We start from the raw sequence: 16,800 nt of genomic DNA, 5'->3' as shown, positions 1-16,800 counted from the left end.
CATCACGCGCCGCGTCCCGTCCCAGCGGCACCACGATCGGTCGCGATGAATCCCGCGGCTTGGGCTGGTCCACCTGGCAACCGACCATCGGAGGACGCCATGGCCACCACCGACATCGACATCGACGAGTACGTCAGCACCAAGGTGCTGGAGCAGCACCGCGACACGGTCACCCGGCTCCGCGCTCTGATGAGAAAGCACGCCCCTGAGGCACGCGAAGCCATCATGTACGGCTCACTCGCCTGGAGACAGGACAAGGTCCTCGCGATCACCAGCGTCAGCAAGGCCCAGGTGACCTTCGCCTTCGAGCGCGGCGCCCAGTTCGAGGACGCCCACGGCCTCCTCGACGGCGTCGGCAAGAAGACCCGCCACGTCAAGCTGAAGACCGCCGGTGCGATCAATGAGTCCGCGCTCGCCGACTACATCGCGCAGGCCGTCCGCCTCGACCAGGGCGGCTGACGCCGGGCCGGGAGACCAAACGGTGCGGGTGGGACCCCAATCGCATCACTGGTAGCCCGGAGTCTCATCCGCACCGCCATCGGTCTGCGCTGCGACGGCCTCGACCAAGACCTCGCGAACGTACGCCGGCCGCAGCATCACGTCGTCCCAGGTGAACCGCAGCACGAGCCATCCGTGGACGACGAAGGCGTTGTAGCGGCGCGTGTCGGCCACCAGTCCCTCGCGGGTCCCGTGCCAAGCGAACGAGTCCGCCTCGATCGCCATGCGCAGCCTCACGTCGACCAGATCGGGCGTGCCGATGAAGTCTTCGCCACCGATCGGCACCTGTGGCTCGACGCAGAGTCCCGGCACGCTGATGCAGATGGCCCGCAGCGCCGACTCGAACACGTTGGCGGCCCGCCGGTCGGCATGACGTACGACGCGCCGCACCATCACCGAGCCGGGCCCCTTGGCCGTCGCGGCGAGCCTGCACAGCTCGTCCTCGGGGAAGCCGTGGCGCAGCGCCGAGTCCGCGACGCAGAGCCCGGCGGGAAAGGCGAGCCATCGGAGGCAGTCGATGACCGTGCGTGGCTTCGTCGTGATCGCGCCGTCGACCTGGTCCGGCGCGAGGTTCATCCTCCGGACCTGCACCGCCGACAGGTCGATCCCCTTGAGGCGCCGATGACGCGGGATCGTGATCTGGGGGCGGAAGGGGATCGCGCGCACCTCCCACTCCAGTGCCATTGCCGCGCTGACCCGGCACACGACGCCGCCGTACCGATCGGCCGCCTCGCGCGCAGCCGCCACGTGGGCTCGGCGGTCCTCGTCGTACATGTCGAAGACCATCGGGTCGGCCGGCAACGCGCCGCGACCGGCGCCGGAACGGCTGTGGACCGCCGGCCGGCCGCCGCGCCTTGTGCGGATCTGGCGGACCGAATGTGGTGCACCTGGGACTGGTGGGACGAGGTACGCCGGGGGTGGCCCCACGCGCGCCGTTTGGTCTCCCCGCCGAGAGCGCCAGTCCGGCAGCGACAACGACACAGGGCCCCTCGCCGGAGCGAGGGGCCCTGTGGGTGGTTCAGCTCGGCGGCTGACTCCGATCCGAGGATCAGAAGTCCATGCCGCCCATGCCGCCGGTCGGGTCGCCCGCGGGGGGGGCCTTCTCCGGCTTGTCGGCCACGACGGCCTCGGTGGTGAGGAACAGCGCGGCGATCGACGCGGCGTTCTGCAGCGCCGAGCGGGTCACCTTGGCCGGGTCGATGATGCCCTCGGCGATCATGTCGACGTACTCGCCGGTGGCCGCGTTGAGGCCGTGACCGGCCTGCAGGTTGCGGACCTTCTCCGACACGACGCCGCCCTCGAGACCGGCGTTGACCGCGATCTGCTTCAGCGGGGCCTCGGTGGCGAGGCGCACGATGGCCGCGCCCGTGGCCTCGTCGCCCTCGAGCTCGAGCTTGCCGAACGCGCCCTCGGCGGCCTGCAGCAGCGCGACGCCACCACCGGCGACGATGCCCTCCTCGACGGCAGCCTTCGCGTTGCGGACGGCGTCCTCGATGCGGTGCTTGCGCTCCTTGAGCTCGACCTCGGTGGCCGCGCCGACCTTGATGACGGCCACGCCGCCGGCCAGCTTGGCGAGGCGCTCCTGGAGCTTCTCGCGGTCGTAGTCGGAGTCCGACTTCTCGATCTCGGCGCGGATCTGGTTGACCCGACCCTCGATCTGGGCCTGGTCGCCGGCGCCCTCGACGATGGTGGTCTCGTCCTTGGTGATGACGACCTTGCGGGCCTGGCCGAGCAGCTCGAGACCGGCGGTCTCCAGCTTGAGGCCGACCTCCTCGGAGATGACCTGGCCACCGGTCAGGATCGCGATGTCCTGCAGCATGGCCTTGCGGCGGTCGCCGAAGCCCGGGGCCTTGACGGCGACGGACTTGAACGTGCCGCGGATCTTGTTGACGACCAGCGTGGAGAGGGCCTCGCCGTCGACGTCCTCGGCGATGATGACGAGCGGCTTGCCCGACTGCATGACCTTCTCGAGCAGGGGCAGCAGGTCCTTGACGTTGCTGACCTTGGAGTTGGCGATGAGGACGTAGGGGTCCTCGAGCACGGTCTCCATGCGCTCCGGGTCGGTGACGAAGTACGCCGAGATGTAGCCCTTGTCGAAGCGCATACCCTCGGTGAGCTCCAGGTCGAGGCCGAACGTGTTCGACTCCTCGACCGTGATCACGCCCTCCTTGCCGACCTTGTCCATCGCCTCGGCGATGATCTCGCCGACGGTGGCGTCAGCGGCGGAGATGGACGCGGTGGAGGCGATCTGCTCCTTGGTCTCGATCTCCTTCGCCATGCCGAGCAGCTGCTCGGACACGGCGGCGACGGCGGCCTCGATGCCCCGCTTCAGGCCCATCGGGTTGGCACCCGCGGCCACGTTGCGCAGGCCCTCGCGGACCATCGCCTGCGCGAGGACGGTCGCGGTCGTCGTACCGTCACCGGCGACGTCGTCCGTCTTCTTCGCGACCTCCTTGACCAGCTCGGCGCCGATCTTCTCGTAGGGGTCCTCGAGCTCGATCTCCTTGGCGATGGAGACACCGTCGTTGGTGATCGTGGGGGCACCCCACTTCTTCTCCAGCACGACGTTGCGGCCCTTGGGGCCGAGGGTGACCTTGACGGCGTCGGCGAGGGTGTTCATCCCTCGCTCGAGACCGCGCCGGGCCTCCTCGTTGAAAGCAATCAGCTTCGGCATAACTCCTGCGATTCCTTCGCAATCGAGTTGTGGACAGCCCGGATCGTCGCCCGCGACGGACGGCCAGACCGAACCGGCGAACCCTTCTCGCCGACGCTGCTGACCTCGACTCCCCGGACCGGGGGTCATTGTCACTCTCGATAGGAGAGTGCCAACGTCATGTTTAGCACTCGACCCTTGCGAGTGCAAGGAGGGGTGCCTGCCGGTCACCGGATCGCGGCGACCCATCCCTCGCCCAGGACCTCACTGACCCGGAACAGTCGCGACGTGCCGACGTCCCACGCGAGCAGGCGCTGGCCGCTGTCGCTCGCCGAGGAGAGGAGCAGCGTGTCGTCGTCGATCCAGCTCAGGGCGAGGCAGCAGCCCTTGGGCCTCACGTCGCGCGTGCCAGCGCCGAAGTCGAGCGCCAGCACCGACCGGTCCGTCCCCAGGCTGGCCACGATCGCCTGCGGGTTGCTCACCGTGCCGCCGCGAACCGGGCCCCGCAGGAACGCCGCCTGCGCGACGGAGTCCGGCGCCGAGACGGTCGGGCCGAACGGCTGGTCACCGGGCGCCGACCACGGCTGCACCCAGTCCACGTCGGCGGCGACCGCCTCGCCGTCGAGGCCGTAGATGGTGCCGGCCGAGGACTCGCCCAGCCGGATCGGGACCCAGATCTCGTCCTCGCCCGACCACCGCGCGCCCTCGGCCAGCCAGTCGGGAGTGTCGATGGTGGTCCACTCGCCCGTGAGGAAGTCGCGAACCTCGAGCGAGCTCTCCTGGATGAAGAACGCGTAGCGGCCGTCCGGCGACAGCCCGTACGACGACACCGGCGAGCGCACGTTGCCGCCCTCGTCGGCGACCCGCTCGAGCCTGGAGGTGTCGACGCGTACGACGCGGCCGGTGACCGTGAGGACGAACGCCTCGTTGCGCCTGCCGCCGAACAGGCCGAGCACCGGTTGCCCGATCTCACCGCCTGTCGCCGTCGACAGGTCGATCTCGGCCGGCAGCGGGGAGTCCGGCAGCAGCGGCAGGTCCGCCTCGTCGGCGGGCGAGGGCGCCCACCAGACGGGCGCGCCCGCATAGGTCCCGCCCGGGGTGGCCTGCGGCGCAGCGTCGTCCGAGGCGTCCGATCCGTCCGGCTGGGCGGCACCGGCGAGGTCCGCGAAGGACCCCACGTAGGACTCCTCCCCCGGCGTCCAGCCGCGGATGTCGCTCACCCGGAAGACGTCAGCGGTGCCGACGCGCCAGGCCAGGATCCGCGCTTCCGCGTGGCGCGACTCGAAGAGGACGGTGTCGGCGTCGAGCCAGCCGACGGGTGGGCAGCACTGGAGCCAGCGGCCGGCGTCTGTGCCGCTCCGGGCGAACGCGAGCAGAGCCTCCGGACGGTTGAGACCGCCCCCGCCGAGCGCGTCGACCGCCGAGGCAGGCGGAGCGTCGGGCACGTCGACCGGCCCCTCGAGGAACATTCCGCGAGCACCGTCGCTCCCCGTCCGGGCGACCGGGCCGTACGCGTCGTCGCCGGACTTCGGAGCGCGATATCCCACCTGCCCGTCCGACGCACCCACCGGTTCGCCGGTCGGCGCGTGGTCGAACCAACCGGAATCACTCGAGAGCACCGGAGCACTGAGCAGGCCGTCGTCGGTCCAGTAGGCGTTGGGCGCCGCGCCCGGGCGCATGTCGATCTTGGTGAACACGGCCTGCTCGAAGTCGTAGACCTCCAGCGACCGGTCCTGGGCGAAGAACGCGTATCGCCCGTCCGGCGAGAGGCTCTCCGCCGTCACCGGCGGCGACTCGTTGCCTCCCTCGTCAGTGACCGGCGGGAAGCCGACGTCGAGCGAGTACGACGTCCCGTCCGCGCCCACGACCACCACTCGTCCGGGCTCGTCGCCCCACACCTGGAACAGAGCGACAGCGCGAACACCCGCCGGCACCGGCGGTGCTCCCGCGGAGAGGTCGATCTCTGCAGGGAGGCCGCTCCCGACCACCTCCGGTAGGGCCTCCTCATCCTCGGTCGACGGCGCCCACCACACCGGCACCCCGCCGTAGCTCCCCGCGCGCTCGGCCACCGGCACCGGCCCCGTGTTCGTCGGGCTCGTCGCCGGTGGCGGCGCCGGCTCGTCTCCCCCGCCGGTCGCGACGACCGTGCCGGCACCGACGACCGCGACCACCGCGACGACGACGCCAGCGACGGTCCACCGGCGGCGCCGTACGTCCGACGCCCGGGCCAGTGCGCCGCCGACGAGGTCGACGGGTGGCAGGTCGGCGACCCGCTCCTCCAGCAGGTCCTGCAGTCGCTGCTCGGACATCAGTACTCCTCCCGCAGCAGGTCGGCGAGCTCCGGCGCGGCCTCGCGGAGGCGGCGCAGGGCGAGGTGGGTCTGGCTCTTGACGGTGCCGACGGTGACGCCGAGCACCTCGGCGGTGTCGCGCTCGGACAGGTCGTCGTAGTAGCGCAACACGACCACGGCGCGCTGCCGCGGCGTCAGCGCGGCGAGGGCGCGGTCGAGCAGCATCCGGCGGTCGGCGGCCGTGGCGATGTCGGGTACGTCGGGTCCGCGCGGGATGTCGGCGACCACCTCGTTGCGGCGCTTGCGCCACCACGAGATGTTGTCGCGGACGATGATCTGCCGCGCGTAGGCCTCGGGGCTACCGTCGGCCAGCCGCCGCCACCGCAGCGCGACCTTCGCGAGCGCCTCCTGCACCAGGTCCTCGGCGCGGTGGTGGTCGCCGGTGAGCAGCACGGCCGTGCGCAGCAGCGCGAGCTGCCGGTCGCCCGCCCAGCGCCGGAACGCCTCCTCGGCGCTCTCACCATCGGTCACACCCCATCAACGCACACCGAGGGCGCGAGGTTGGAGGGTTCGGCGGACTATCGGAGCCGCTGCGCCACCATGTCGGCGAAGAGCCCGGTGTTGTCCGGGGCGATGTCGAGGTAGAGGCCGGGCTCGATCAGCTCGAGCTCGCTGACCACCCACTGCCCCTCCCACTCCATCAGGTCGGCGCGCGCGTAGGCGAGGTCGGCGTCGAGCAGCGCGGCGGCCTCGCGGACCGCTGCACCGGCGACCTCCGCACGGACGGGATCGAGGTCCACCGGACGGCTCGAGCCGCCGTACTGCTCGTGCACCCGGACCTCATCCGCGGCGGCCCGCTTGTCCACCTGTGCGACGGCGCGGCCGTCCAGGACGAAGACCGACGACTCGCCGCTCGTGCGGACCGACGCCACGAGCGGCTGCACGATCCACGGACCGGTCGTCAGCCCCTCCAGTCGCGGATCGGACGCGGACTCCGCGACGACGACACCGACGCCACCGGCCCCGGTGCGCGGCTTGACGACCACCGTGCCCCACCGCCCGAGGGCGTCCCGGAGGCCCGGCACCAGCGTCCGGTCGTCGAGCAGCCCGGTCGGTACGACGGGCGTGGTGAGCTCGCCCAGGTAGGCCTTGTCGGCGTTCCACGCGAACACCTCCGCCCCGTTGAGCAGCGCGGTGCTCTTGTCGACCGCCCGCGCCCAGTCGAGGAACTCGGGCAGTCGCCGGTGGTAGTCCCACGTGGAGCGGACGGCGACCAGGTCGGCCGCTGCCCAATCGACGCTCGGGTCGTCCCAGCAGACCCAGCGCGCGTCGACGCCGCGGTCCGCGAGTGCAGCGACGAGCGCGGCACCGCCGTACTCGCCGTCGGGGAGGAGGTTGAACGTGGCAAGCAGGACCGAAGGCATGAGAGGAGCCTAGGGAGTGGCCAGAACCGCCCTTGACGGCGACTCTGTAAGTGATAACTTACGGTTCGTGACGACTTACGCAGTGGACCCGTGGGTCGCGCTCGGCGACCCGAGCCGCAAGCGGATCTTCGAGTACGTCGCCGCGCGCCCCCGATCGGTCGCCGAGATCGCCAGCGAGCTGCCGATCAGCCGCCCCGCCGTCTCCCAGCACCTCAAGGTGCTGCGCGACGCCCGCCTCGTGCTGGTGCACGCCGAGGGCACGCGCCGCATCCACCGCGTCGACCCCGACGGGTTGCGCCGCCTCCGCGCGGACCTCGACGCGTTCTGGGGCCAGGCCCTCGACACCTTCAAGCAGATCGCCGAAGAGGAGAACGACTCATGACCACCACCCCCACCGACACCACCGTCCGCCGCGAGATCACCGTCGCCGTACCGGTCGAGCGAGCCTTCGCCGTGTTCACCGAACGCTTCGGCGACATCAAGCCGCGCGAGCACAACATCATGGAGAGCCCGATCGTCGAGACGGTGCTCGAGCCCCGCGTGGGCGGCCACATCTACGACCGCGCCGAGGACGGCTCGGAGTGCCGCTGGTCCCGGGTCCTCGCGTTCGAGCCACCGCACCGGCTGGTGTTCTCCTGGGACATCGACCTCCAGTGGAGCCTCGAGACCGACCCGGAGAAGTGCAGCGAGGTCGAGGTGAGCTTCGAGCCCGAGGGCGACGGCACGCGCGTCGTCCTGGAGCACCGCCACCTCGACCGCCACGGCGAGGGCTGGGCCAGCATGAGCGCGGGCGTCGGCGACGAGGCCGGCTGGCCGCTCTACCTGGAGCGGTTCGCCGCCCTCGTCTGAGTCGTAGGAGTGAGAGTGACCTATAGGCCACTCTCACTCCTACGACTTCGGCTCAGCGCCCCGCCCGCGCCCTCCGTACGTCGAGCTCGGCCTCCGACTTCTCGGTCGCGCTGCGGCGCCGGCCCACGACCGCGCCCTCGCTCGCGAGCTGCACGCCGGGGACGCCGTTCTCGACGACCCAGGTGGCGCGCGTCGAGACCGGCGCGTCGGGGCGGGTGACGTACGGGATCACCCGGTAGTCGCTGCGCCACTCCTCGCGGGTCACCTTGCAGCGGACGTAGCCGCGCTGGGAGTTGAAGAACTTCAGGTGCGGGTTGGCGGCGAGCAGGTTCTCACCGCCCGGCGTCATGTCGGCGCCGTCGCCGCCGCTCGTGATCGACGTGCCGACGAACTCGCTGCCCACGACCGGCGACGAGGGGTCGTCGTAGTCGAGGAGCAGGTTGCTCGCGTAGTTCTGGTGCCGGTCGCCGGTGATCACGACGAGGTTGTCGACGCCGCGGTCGCGGGCCCCGCCGAGGATCCGCTCGCGGTTGGCGACGTAGCCGTCCCACGGGTCCATGAAGAGCAGCTTGCCGTCGGTCGCGTCCTGGTCGGTCTCCGCCATCGGCGCCTGGTTGGCCAGCACCTGCCACCGGGCCCGCGACCGCGCGAAGTTGTCGAGCAGCCACTTCTCCTGCGCCAGGCCCATCATCGACTTCGAGGGGTCGGTGCTCTCCGGGCCGGGCACGTCGCTGCCGTCGCCGTACGGCTGGTCGTCGCGGTACTGCCGGGTGTCCAGGACGTTGAAGTCGAGCAGGGTGCCGTAGGACAGCTTGCGGTAGATCTGCATGTCGGCGCCGCTCGGCACCGAGCCGGCGCGGAACGGCAGGTTCTCGTAGTAGGCCTGGAACGCGGCGGTACGGCGCGGCATCCACAGCTCGCCCTGGCTCTGGCTGGACGCCTCGGGGATCTCGTCCGCCCAGTTGTTCTCGACCTCGTGGTCGTCGGGCGTGACGACGAACGGCGCCGACGCGTGCGCGGCCATCAGGTTCGGGTCGCTCTTGTAGAGGCCGTACTGGAGCCGGTAGCGAGCCAGGTCGGTGGTCTCGCCCGCGAACTCCGGGCCCATCGGCTGGTTGCGTGCGCCGCCGGTGGCGTTGATGCCGTACTCGTAGAGGTAGTCGCCGAGGTGGACGACCAGGTCCAGATCCTCGTTCGCCAGGTGGCCGTAGGCGGTGTAGAAGCCCTGGTCCCAGCGGGCGCAGCTGGCGAACGCGAACGACACGGCCGCGTTGCGGGCGTCGAGCGAGGGCGCCGTCCTCGTGCGGCCGACCGGGCTGATGTGGCCGCCGACCCGGAACCGGAAGTAGTAGACGGTCGAGGGGCGCAGGCCCCACACCTCCGGGTGCACCGAGTGACCGAGCGCGGGCGTGGCCGTGACGGCGCCGCGCTTCACGACCCGGCGGAAGCGCTCGTCCTCGGCGACCTCGTAGGCGACGCCGACCGGCCGGGGCGGCATCCCGCCGGAGCCGTCGGCGGCGAGCGGGTCGGTGGCCAGCCGGGTCCAGAGCACGACCGAGTTGGGCAGCGGGTCGCCGGACGCGACCCCGAGCGTGAACGGGTAGTCGCGGGCGGCGGTGCGGGCGGCAGCCGAGCGGACGGCCGCGGCCTCGCCGGGGATGGCGCCGGTGCCGAGGAGTACGGCGGCCGCGCCGGCGCCGCCGACGAAGCCGCGGCGCCCGATGGCGGCCTTCGCGGCCGGGCCGGCCGAGCGCGTGGGGGATGCGGACATGACTCATCAACCTCCGAGATGGGCGAGAGCGGGATGGGGGCGCGGACCACCCTCGCCGCGGAGGTTGAACGTGACCGGACCACGAAGCGACGAGTCGTGCGGGTGAGAGTGACCGATAGGCCACGCTCACCCGCACGACCCACCCTCACCCGGCGCGCAGCGCCTCGGTGGGCGACATCCGGGCGGCCCGGGCCGCGGGATAGACGCCCGCGAGCACCCCGATCGCGACCGCCGCGAGCAGGCCGTAGCCGACGGCCTCGGGCGGCAGCGAGAACGTCAGGCCGTTCCAGTCGGTGTAGCCCCAGGTGACGCCGGCACCGCCGAGCACGCCGAGGACGCCACCGCCGATCGACAGCAGTACGGCCTCGACGAGGAACTGCACGCGCACGTGGCCACGGGTCGCGCCGAGCGCGCGACGCAGCCCGATCTCGCCGCGTCGCTCGAGGACGGACATCACCATCACGTTGGCGGTGCCCACCGCGCCCACGATCAGAGCGACCGCGCCGAGTCCGAGGAAGAGCGAGGTGAACGCGTCCTCGGCGGCGGCCTTGGCCTCCAGCGCGTCGGAGGGGCGGGACACGTCGACGTTCTCGGGCGCCTCGGGGTTGGCCTGCGCCGAGAGCACCGACGCGACGTCCTCCACCACGTCGGGATCGGTCCGGACGTAGAGCCGCGTCGGCGCGAGGTCGTCCTCGACGCAGGCCTCGGCGGCGCCGTACCCCACGAGGACCGAGCGGTCGAGGTCGGGCGCGAGCGGGAGCTCGTCCATGATCCCGACCACGAGCCACGACCGGCCATCGATCCACACCGACGTGCTGCCGTCGACCTCGGTGATGCCGAGCCGCTCGGCGGCGACCGCGCCGAGGACGGCGGTCGGGTAGGCGCCGATCGCGTCGTCGAGGAACCTGCCCTGCGCCATGGTCCCGGCCAGCGCGTCGAGCGTGGTCGGCTCGGCCGCCTTGAGCGAGATCCCGTTGGTCTCGTCGGGGTCGGCGAGCGCGCTGCGCAGTGCCGACTCGGACAGGTCGGTGACCATGGCGACCGACTCCACCGGCGCGATGTTGCGTACGCCGGCCGCGGCCGTGTCGGGGAGCGTGGTGTCGTCGCCGAGCCCGAAGCCCTCGCCGGACTCCGCCTGGAGCAGGTTGGTGCCGAGCGCGTCGAGCTGGTCGAGCAGGTCGGCCTGCGACGACCGCGAGATGCCGAGCACGCTCACCACGGTCGCGACACCGATCGCGATGCCGAGCGCGGACAGCACGCTGCGCACCTTCCGCGACCGGAGCGCGACGCCGCCGACCCGCGCCTGGTCGACGAGGCCGACCCGCGACCGCAGCCGGCTCACCGCAACCCCCCGGCACCGGGCGCGACGGCCGTGTCCGCGTTGATCAGGCCGTCCCGGATCTCGACCCGGCGCTGCATGGCGGCGGCCACCTCGTGCTCGTGGGTGATCACGACGATCGTGGTGCCCTCCGCGTGGAGCTCGTCGAGCAGCCCGAGCACCTCGGCCCCGGAGTGGCTGTCGAGGTTGCCGGTGGGCTCGTCGGCGAACACGATCGCCGGGCGGTTGAGCAGCGCCCGCGCGATCGCCACCCGCTGGCGCTCGCCTCCCGACATCAGCCGCGGGTCGTGCTCGAGCCGGTGACCCAGGCCGACCCGGCGCAGGGCCTCGCGGGCCCGCTGGGTGCGCTCCCTGCGCCGTACCCCCCGGTAGAGCAGGCCCTGCGCGACGTTGTCCGTCGCGCTCACGCCGTCGAGCAGGTGGAAGGACTGGAACACGAAGCCGATCCGGTGCGAGCGCAGGCCGGCGAGCTCGGCCTCGGACATCCCGGACGTGTCGCGGCCGTCGATGACCACCGTGCCCGAGGTCGGCCGGTCGAGCGTGCCGATGATGTGCAGCAGCGTCGACTTCCCCGAGCCGGACGGCCCGACGACGGCAACCTGCTCGCCGCGCTCCACCGTCAGCGAGACCCCGTGCAGCACCTCGAGGTCGCCGTAGCTCTTGCGCACGTCTCGTACGTCGAGGACGGGCGCGCTCATTCCGGCACCACCACCGTGTCGCCGACGGCGAGGCCGTCGATGATCTCGACGTAGCCGTCGGCGTAGAGGCCCGGCTCGACCGCGGTCAGCACCGGGTCGCCGGACCCCTCGACGAGCTCCACGGCGAAGCCGCCCTCGGCGAGCGCGACCAGGGCGGTGACCGGCACGGCGACGACGTCCTTCTTGGTGTCGCGCGCGAGGTCGACGCTCACGGTCGCGACGTCGAGGTCGGCGACCTTCTTCGACTCCTCGACGGCGAGCTCGACCGGGATCGTCGACGTCTCGGTGCCGTCCGCCGCCGTGGTGGTCTCGACCTCGCCGACCGACGACACCGTCGCCCTGATGGTCGCGCCGTCCGGCAGCGTGACCGTGGCCTTCGCGCCGACGTTGGCGAGCGACTCGTCCGAGGGCTCGAGGTCGACGTTGACCACGCGGTCCAGCGCCGAGGCGCTGTAGAGCTCCGTGGTCGTGCCGAGCACCAGCTGCTGCCCGACGGTGGCGGTGTGTGCGCCGACCCGCAGGGCGTCCTCGACGACCACGAAGTCGGCGGGGCTGGCGATCCCGTCCTCGTCGACGCCGAGGTCCTCCTGGAGGTCGAGCAGCGCCGACTCGGTGTACCAGGTGAACTCCTTGTTGACGGTGCCCGGGTCGTAGCCGAGGCGGGCGAGGTTGCGCTCGAGCTGGCGCACGTCCTTGCCGTCCTCGACCCCCTCGTAGAGGTCGCGCCACATCGGCAGGTCGCCCAGCAGCACGACCACGGGCAGGTCGTCGACGCGGTAGGCGACGTCGCCGCGGCGGAGCACGCTCGCCTCCTCGGGCAGCTCGGTCACGGTGCCCTCGCCGTTGGCGGTGACCGTGATCGAGTCCGCGTACTCCAGCGTGCCGCTCACCCGCTCCGCGTCGACGAGGTCGCGCCGTTCGGCGGTCGCGGTCGCGCCCGTCGTGGTCTCCGCGCCGTCGTCGGCCGAGGCGCCGCCCTCGCGCTGCCAGAGGTACGCCGTGCCGCCGGCCACCGCGAGCGCGAGCAGCACCACGCCGAGCAGCAGGCGGCGTACGCGCGGGACCGAGAACACGGTCACGGCCGCATCTCCTCACCCATGCCGACCTCGTCCATGCAGGTCTCCTGGGCCTCGCGGAAGGTGGGGTCCTCGGGGTCGACGCCCTCCGGCGGGCCGAAGCGGACCATGCCGTCGTCGAACTCCGGGTCAGGCATGTCGATGCCGTTGTCGCGCATGCACTCGGCGAAGTCGAGCAGCCGGTCCTGCATCTCCGACTCGTCCTCGGGCGACAACTGGCCGCCGAAGTCGGGCTGGAGGTCTTCGCACGCCTCCTGGGCCTTCTCGAGCGTCGCCTGGTCGGGCATCTCGCCCTCGCCATCGCCGGCGCGGAACTGGAGGCGACCGTCCTCGTCCACCTCCGGATCGGGCATGTCGACGCCGTTGTCGCGCATGCACTGCGCGAACTCGAGCGCCTGCTCCTCGGCCGACTTCTCGTCGCCACCGTCGCCGCCGCTGTCCCCGCCGTCGTCGCCGGCTGCCCCGTCGTCGAGGCTCGCCACGCCGTCGGTCCCGTCGTCCTCCGACCCGCACGCGGTGGCGGTGAACAGCAGCAAGGCGGCCACGCACAGCGCCGCACCCAGTCGTCTCATCATCTTCTGGCCTTCCGTCGCGGGCACCTCGTTGCCCGGGTGACGGCGACGCTAGGAACCGGGCTCGTGAGCCGAGCCAAGGAAGTCTGAGAGCTTCGTGAGGGCTGCCTGTGGAGTCAGCGCGCGGGGACGGCAACCGGGGCGCCGACGGGGGCTCCGACCGTGAACCCGACCTCGCTCCCGCCTCCGGCGCGGGGCCGGAAGAACGCGGCACCTCCGTGCCGCTCCGCGACGTCGGCCACGATCGCGAGCCCGAGGCCGGAGCCCGGCAGCTCGCGCGCACCGGCCGACCGCCAGAACCGCTCGAACGCCGCCGCCCGCTCCTCCGCGGGGAGGCCCGGCCCGCGGTCGCTGACCGTGACCGCCTGGTCGCGGACCGAGAGCCCGACCGGGCCGTCGGAGAACTTCAGGGCGTTGTCGAGCAGGTTCACCACCGCGCGCTCCAGCGCCGCCGGGTCGCCGGCGACCGGCGAACCCGGCGCGACGTCGATGTCCAGCCGTCGCGCGGGATCGCGCCGCTGGGCGCGGTCGACGGCACGCAGGGCGACCTCGTCCAGCCGGACCGGTACGACGGCGTCGGCCGCTCCCCCGCGTGCGATCTCGCCGAGCTCGGCGACGAGGTCGGTCAGCTCCTCCACCTGCCCGAGCACGGCGCGTCCGACGCGGCGGCGCTCCTCCGGCGACAGCGGCCGACCGCGGTCGTCGGCCCGCATCAGCCACTCGACGTGGGTGCGGAGGCTGGTGACCGGGGTGCGCAGCTCGTGGCTGGCGTCGACGACGAGCTGCTGCTGGCGCGCGCGGGACGCCGCGAGCCGGGTGGTCATCGCGTTGAACGCGGTCGTGAGGCGGGCGACCTCGTCGCGCGGCGCGCCGCCGGCCGCGGCGTCGTACGTCAGCGGGACCGAGAGGTCGTCGGTCGCCGCGACGTGCTCGGCGGCGTCGGCCACCCGCTCCACCGGCCGCAGGGTGGTGCGAGCGACGTACCACCCGGTGAGCGCGGCGAGGAGGACGCCGAGGCCGGAGGCGAGCCCGAGGATCCAGGCGAGCCGGTCGAGCGTCGTGTTGACCTCCTGGAGCGACCGCACCGTCTGCACGGCCGTGCCGTCCTCGAGCGGGCGGGTCAGCACGCGTACGTCGTCGCCGTTGCTGTCGACCGCGTCCCGCAGCACCTGCCCGCTGCCGTCGACGGCGACGGCGAGCTCGTCGGCCGTCGGCTGGAGGATCGGCGTCTCGCGGCCGGGGCTGCAGACCTCGCCACCCGGCAGGATCACCTGCACGTTGGCGATGAGCCGTTCCTCCTCCGCGGCGAGGGGGACATCCTGGCAGAGCCGCGCGGCCAGGTCGGCCGGCAGCTCGACCCGGGTGGCGCCGGGCGGCTCCGCCGACCCGTCGAGCTGCACGCTGCGCACCATCGTCGGCAGCCCGAGCGACGCGTCGATCTGGGCGCGCAGCGTCTCGCGGGCCGCGACCCACGCGACCACGCTCGCGGCGACGATACCGAGGGCGACCACAGCGGCGCAGAGGAGCGCCAGGCGGGAGCGGATCGTCAGCCGCCGCACCAGCGACTTCACACCGGCTCCCGCAGCACGTAGCCCACGCCGCGCACGTTGTGCAGCAGCCGGCTGCCACCGTCGATCTCGGTCTTGCGCCGCAGGTAGCCGACGAACACGTCCAGGGTGTTGGAGCCGGAGTCGAAGTCGAGGCCCCACACCTCGCGGAGGATCAGCCGGCGCTCGAGGACCCGCCGCGGGTTCTGGAGGAACAGCTCGAGCAGGTCGAACTCGGTGCGGGTGAGCTCGAGCGGCCGCCCGTCGCGCGTCGCCTCGCGCGACGCCGGGTCGAGCACCACCCCGCCGTACCGCAGCACCGGGTCCACTGGCCCCCTCCGGCGGCGGAGGAGGGCGCGGAGCCGGGCGAGGAGCTCCTCGAGCGCGAACGGCTTCACCAGGTAGTCGTCGGCGCCGGCGTCCAGCCCGAGCACCCGGTCGTCGGTGCCGTCGCGGGCGGTCAGCAGCAGGATCGGTACGTCGAGCGCGCGCGAGCGGATCCGCCGGCAGACCTCGAGCCCGCCGATGTGCGGCATGCCGACGTCGAGCACGACGAGGTCGGGGACCGCGTCGGCGATGGCGCCGAGTGCCGCGCCGCCGTCGGCGGCGGTGACCACGTCATAGCCCTCGAAGGACAGGCCGCCGGCCAGGCTGCCGCGGACGTCGGGCTCGTCGTCGACGACGAGGATCCGGGCGCCCGCAGGACGCGGCTCGTGGTTCACCGGACCAGGGTGCCCGCCGATCCTGAGAGGAGATGAAGAGCAGCCCGAGCCTCAAGCCAGGATCACGCGCCGCGGCGTTTGTGGGCGGGGCACTCGACGAAGCCCGAGCGGAACGCCATCACGACCAGCTGCACCCGGTCGCGGGCGCACAGCTTGCCGAGGAGGCGGGCGACGTGGCTCTTGACGGTGGCGATCGAGATGAACAGCTCGGCGGCGATCTCGGCATTGCTCAGGCCGCGCGCCACGCACCGCAGGACCTCCTGCTCACGGCGCGAGAGCAGCTCGGCCCAGGCCGGGCCGGCGGGGTCGGGAGCGGGGAGGGTCGTCGGCGCCGGCGTGGCCGGGGCGGGCATCGGGCCGGGCGCCGGGACGGAGCGGAGGATGCCGTGGCGGGTCCGCACCGTCGGGATCGGCCGGTGGGTCGGGGGGTTCCGGGGGCAGGGCATCAGGCTCATGGGACGACCGTGCCGGGCCGGCCGTCCCGGGCGGCAGGGGCAGGAGTCCCGACCTGGCCGCGGGATTTGTCCCGAGTCGCGCGTTGCGTCCTGCGACGGGGTCGCAACGGGGCTCAGCCCGCAGGACGGATCGGACCACCACGAGCGTCGATCGCCCGCAGGGCGGCGGGCACCATCGCCCGCGCGGTGCGCTGGTAGCCCAGGGAGCTCGGGTGGAAGCGGTCCAGCGCGAACATCTCCTCCGGGTGCGCCAGGAAGAACGGCCCGACCACGCGAGCGAGGTCGACGACCTCGACGCCGAGCGGCGCGACCGCGCGCGCCTGGGCGGCGGCGACCTGGCGGGAGGCGATCGAGGCGAGCGTGCGCAGCGGCTGCGGCACCTGCTTGAGCGCGCCGAGGTCGGGGCAGGTGCCGACGACCACCGCCGCTCCCCGCTCCTGGAGGCTCCGCACGCAGGCGGCGAGGTTGCGGCCGCTCTCCTCGGCCGGCACCCGGTGGAGCACGTCGTTGCCGCCGACGACCACGATCGCGAGGTCGGGCCGGTAGGCCGGGCCGAAGTGGGCCAGCTGCCCGGCGAGGTCGCGCGACTCGGCACCGATCCGCGCGACGGTGCGCAGCCGGACCGGCCGCCTCGCGTGCCGCGCGACCCGGCGGGCGACCCGGGCGCCGACGGTGTGCGACGGGAGGGTCGCGCCGAGGCCGGCCGCCACTGAGTCGCCGACCACGACGATGCGGAGCAGCTCGCGCTGGTAGCGGTCGCCGTACCGCCCGTCGGCATTGGGCGCCGCCCAGCCGAGCGGCGTCCCGGTGATGCTGCGCGTGTAGGCGACCTGCCGCTCGATCAGGGCCTTGCCGCCGGCGACCACGCCGTACGTCGCGGCCGCGCCCGCCGCGAGGGCGAGCACG

General features: G+C 72.8%; 17 protein-coding genes. 3 read left to right on the top strand and 14 right to left on the bottom strand.

The window, feature by feature from the left end; genetic code table 11:
• The first annotated feature begins 99 nt into the window (after positions 1–99).
• A complete protein-coding gene (locus HNR19_RS04045; RefSeq protein ID WP_179666737.1) occupies positions 100–459 on the top strand; it encodes a DUF1801 domain-containing protein in 360 nt (119 codons plus the stop codon).
• Between the two features lie 45 nt (positions 460–504).
• Here HNR19_RS04045 and HNR19_RS04040 read toward each other — a convergent pair whose 3' ends face one another.
• The 5 genes from HNR19_RS04040 to HNR19_RS04020 form a co-directional block, all read right to left on the bottom strand.
• Positions 505–1,272: a PDDEXK family nuclease gene (locus tag HNR19_RS04040; RefSeq protein WP_179666736.1), complete on the bottom strand. Its 768-nt coding sequence runs from the start codon at positions 1,270–1,272 to the stop codon at positions 505–507.
• A gap of 274 nt (positions 1,273–1,546) precedes the next feature.
• Positions 1,547–3,172: a chaperonin GroEL gene (gene groL / locus HNR19_RS04035; protein ID WP_179666735.1), complete on the bottom strand. Its 1,626-nt coding sequence runs from the start codon at positions 3,170–3,172 to the stop codon at positions 1,547–1,549.
• A gap of 206 nt (positions 3,173–3,378) precedes the next feature.
• Positions 3,379–5,460 carry a hypothetical protein gene (locus tag HNR19_RS04030; RefSeq protein ID WP_179666734.1) on the bottom strand — a complete coding sequence of 694 codons (2,082 nt, stop codon included), beginning with the start codon at positions 5,458–5,460 and terminating at the stop codon, positions 3,379–3,381.
• Entirely contained in the window at positions 5,460–5,972 is a 513-nt protein-coding gene (locus HNR19_RS04025; RefSeq protein ID WP_179666733.1) for a SigE family RNA polymerase sigma factor, read from the bottom strand. Before HNR19_RS04025 ends, HNR19_RS04030 begins: the two co-directional genes overlap by 1 nt.
• Before the next feature lie 47 nt (positions 5,973–6,019).
• Entirely contained in the window at positions 6,020–6,865 is an 846-nt protein-coding gene (locus HNR19_RS04020) for an ATP-grasp domain-containing protein (RefSeq protein ID WP_179666732.1), read from the bottom strand.
• 67 nt (positions 6,866–6,932) lie between these two features.
• Between HNR19_RS04020 and HNR19_RS04015 the strand changes: the two genes are divergently transcribed.
• Both HNR19_RS04015 and HNR19_RS04010 read left to right on the top strand, forming a co-directional pair.
• Positions 6,933–7,247 carry a metalloregulator ArsR/SmtB family transcription factor gene (locus HNR19_RS04015; protein ID WP_179666731.1) on the top strand — a complete coding sequence of 105 codons (315 nt, stop codon included), beginning with the start codon at positions 6,933–6,935 and terminating at the stop codon, positions 7,245–7,247.
• Positions 7,244–7,714 (top strand): SRPBCC family protein, encoded by a 471-nt coding sequence (locus tag HNR19_RS04010; protein ID WP_179666730.1) that lies wholly within the window; start codon positions 7,244–7,246, stop codon positions 7,712–7,714. The genes HNR19_RS04015 and HNR19_RS04010 overlap by 4 nt, the downstream gene beginning before the upstream one ends.
• Before the next feature lie 52 nt (positions 7,715–7,766).
• Here the strand turns inward: HNR19_RS04010 and HNR19_RS04005 are convergent, their stop codons facing one another.
• The 9 genes from HNR19_RS04005 to HNR19_RS03965 all read right to left on the bottom strand — a co-directional run bounded on the left by HNR19_RS04005 (position 7,767) and on the right by HNR19_RS03965 (position 16,799).
• Complete coding sequence (locus HNR19_RS04005; RefSeq protein ID WP_179666729.1) at positions 7,767–9,485, bottom strand: alkaline phosphatase D family protein; 1,719 nt, start codon at positions 9,483–9,485, stop codon at positions 7,767–7,769.
• Between the two features lie 145 nt (positions 9,486–9,630).
• On the bottom strand, positions 9,631–10,827 hold the full coding sequence (locus tag HNR19_RS04000; RefSeq protein WP_179666728.1) for an FtsX-like permease family protein: 1,197 nt from the start codon (positions 10,825–10,827) through the stop codon (positions 9,631–9,633).
• Positions 10,824–11,522 (bottom strand): ABC transporter ATP-binding protein, encoded by a 699-nt coding sequence (locus tag HNR19_RS03995; RefSeq protein ID WP_179666727.1) that lies wholly within the window; start codon positions 11,520–11,522, stop codon positions 10,824–10,826. The genes HNR19_RS04000 and HNR19_RS03995 overlap by 4 nt, the downstream gene beginning before the upstream one ends.
• Positions 11,519–12,601 (bottom strand): peptidoglycan-binding protein, encoded by a 1,083-nt coding sequence (locus HNR19_RS03990; protein WP_179666726.1) that lies wholly within the window; start codon positions 12,599–12,601, stop codon positions 11,519–11,521. Before HNR19_RS03990 ends, HNR19_RS03995 begins: the two co-directional genes overlap by 4 nt.
• Positions 12,598–13,170, bottom strand: a complete 573-nt coding sequence (locus tag HNR19_RS03985) for a hypothetical protein (protein WP_179666725.1) — start codon at positions 13,168–13,170, stop codon at positions 12,598–12,600. The genes HNR19_RS03990 and HNR19_RS03985 overlap by 4 nt, the downstream gene beginning before the upstream one ends.
• 116 nt (positions 13,171–13,286) lie before the next feature.
• Positions 13,287–14,741, bottom strand: a complete 1,455-nt coding sequence (locus HNR19_RS03980) for an ATP-binding protein (RefSeq protein ID WP_179666724.1) — start codon at positions 14,739–14,741, stop codon at positions 13,287–13,289.
• Complete coding sequence (locus tag HNR19_RS03975; RefSeq protein ID WP_179666723.1) at positions 14,738–15,439, bottom strand: response regulator; 702 nt, start codon at positions 15,437–15,439, stop codon at positions 14,738–14,740. Before HNR19_RS03975 ends, HNR19_RS03980 begins: the two co-directional genes overlap by 4 nt.
• A gap of 62 nt (positions 15,440–15,501) precedes the next feature.
• Complete coding sequence (locus HNR19_RS23410; protein ID WP_179666722.1) at positions 15,502–15,894, bottom strand: LuxR C-terminal-related transcriptional regulator; 393 nt, start codon at positions 15,892–15,894, stop codon at positions 15,502–15,504.
• A 113-nt stretch (positions 15,895–16,007) separates the two neighbouring features.
• Complete coding sequence (locus HNR19_RS03965; protein WP_179666721.1) at positions 16,008–16,799, bottom strand: GDSL-type esterase/lipase family protein; 792 nt, start codon at positions 16,797–16,799, stop codon at positions 16,008–16,010.
• Between the last annotated feature and the right edge of the window lies 1 nt (position 16,800).

It is taken from the genome of Nocardioides thalensis, from assembly GCF_013410655.1.
Lineage (GTDB): Bacteria > Actinomycetota > Actinomycetes > Propionibacteriales > Nocardioidaceae > Nocardioides > Nocardioides thalensis.
The sequence above is the reverse complement of the archived record's forward strand: the minus strand, read 5'-3'. Positions and strand labels throughout refer to the sequence as shown.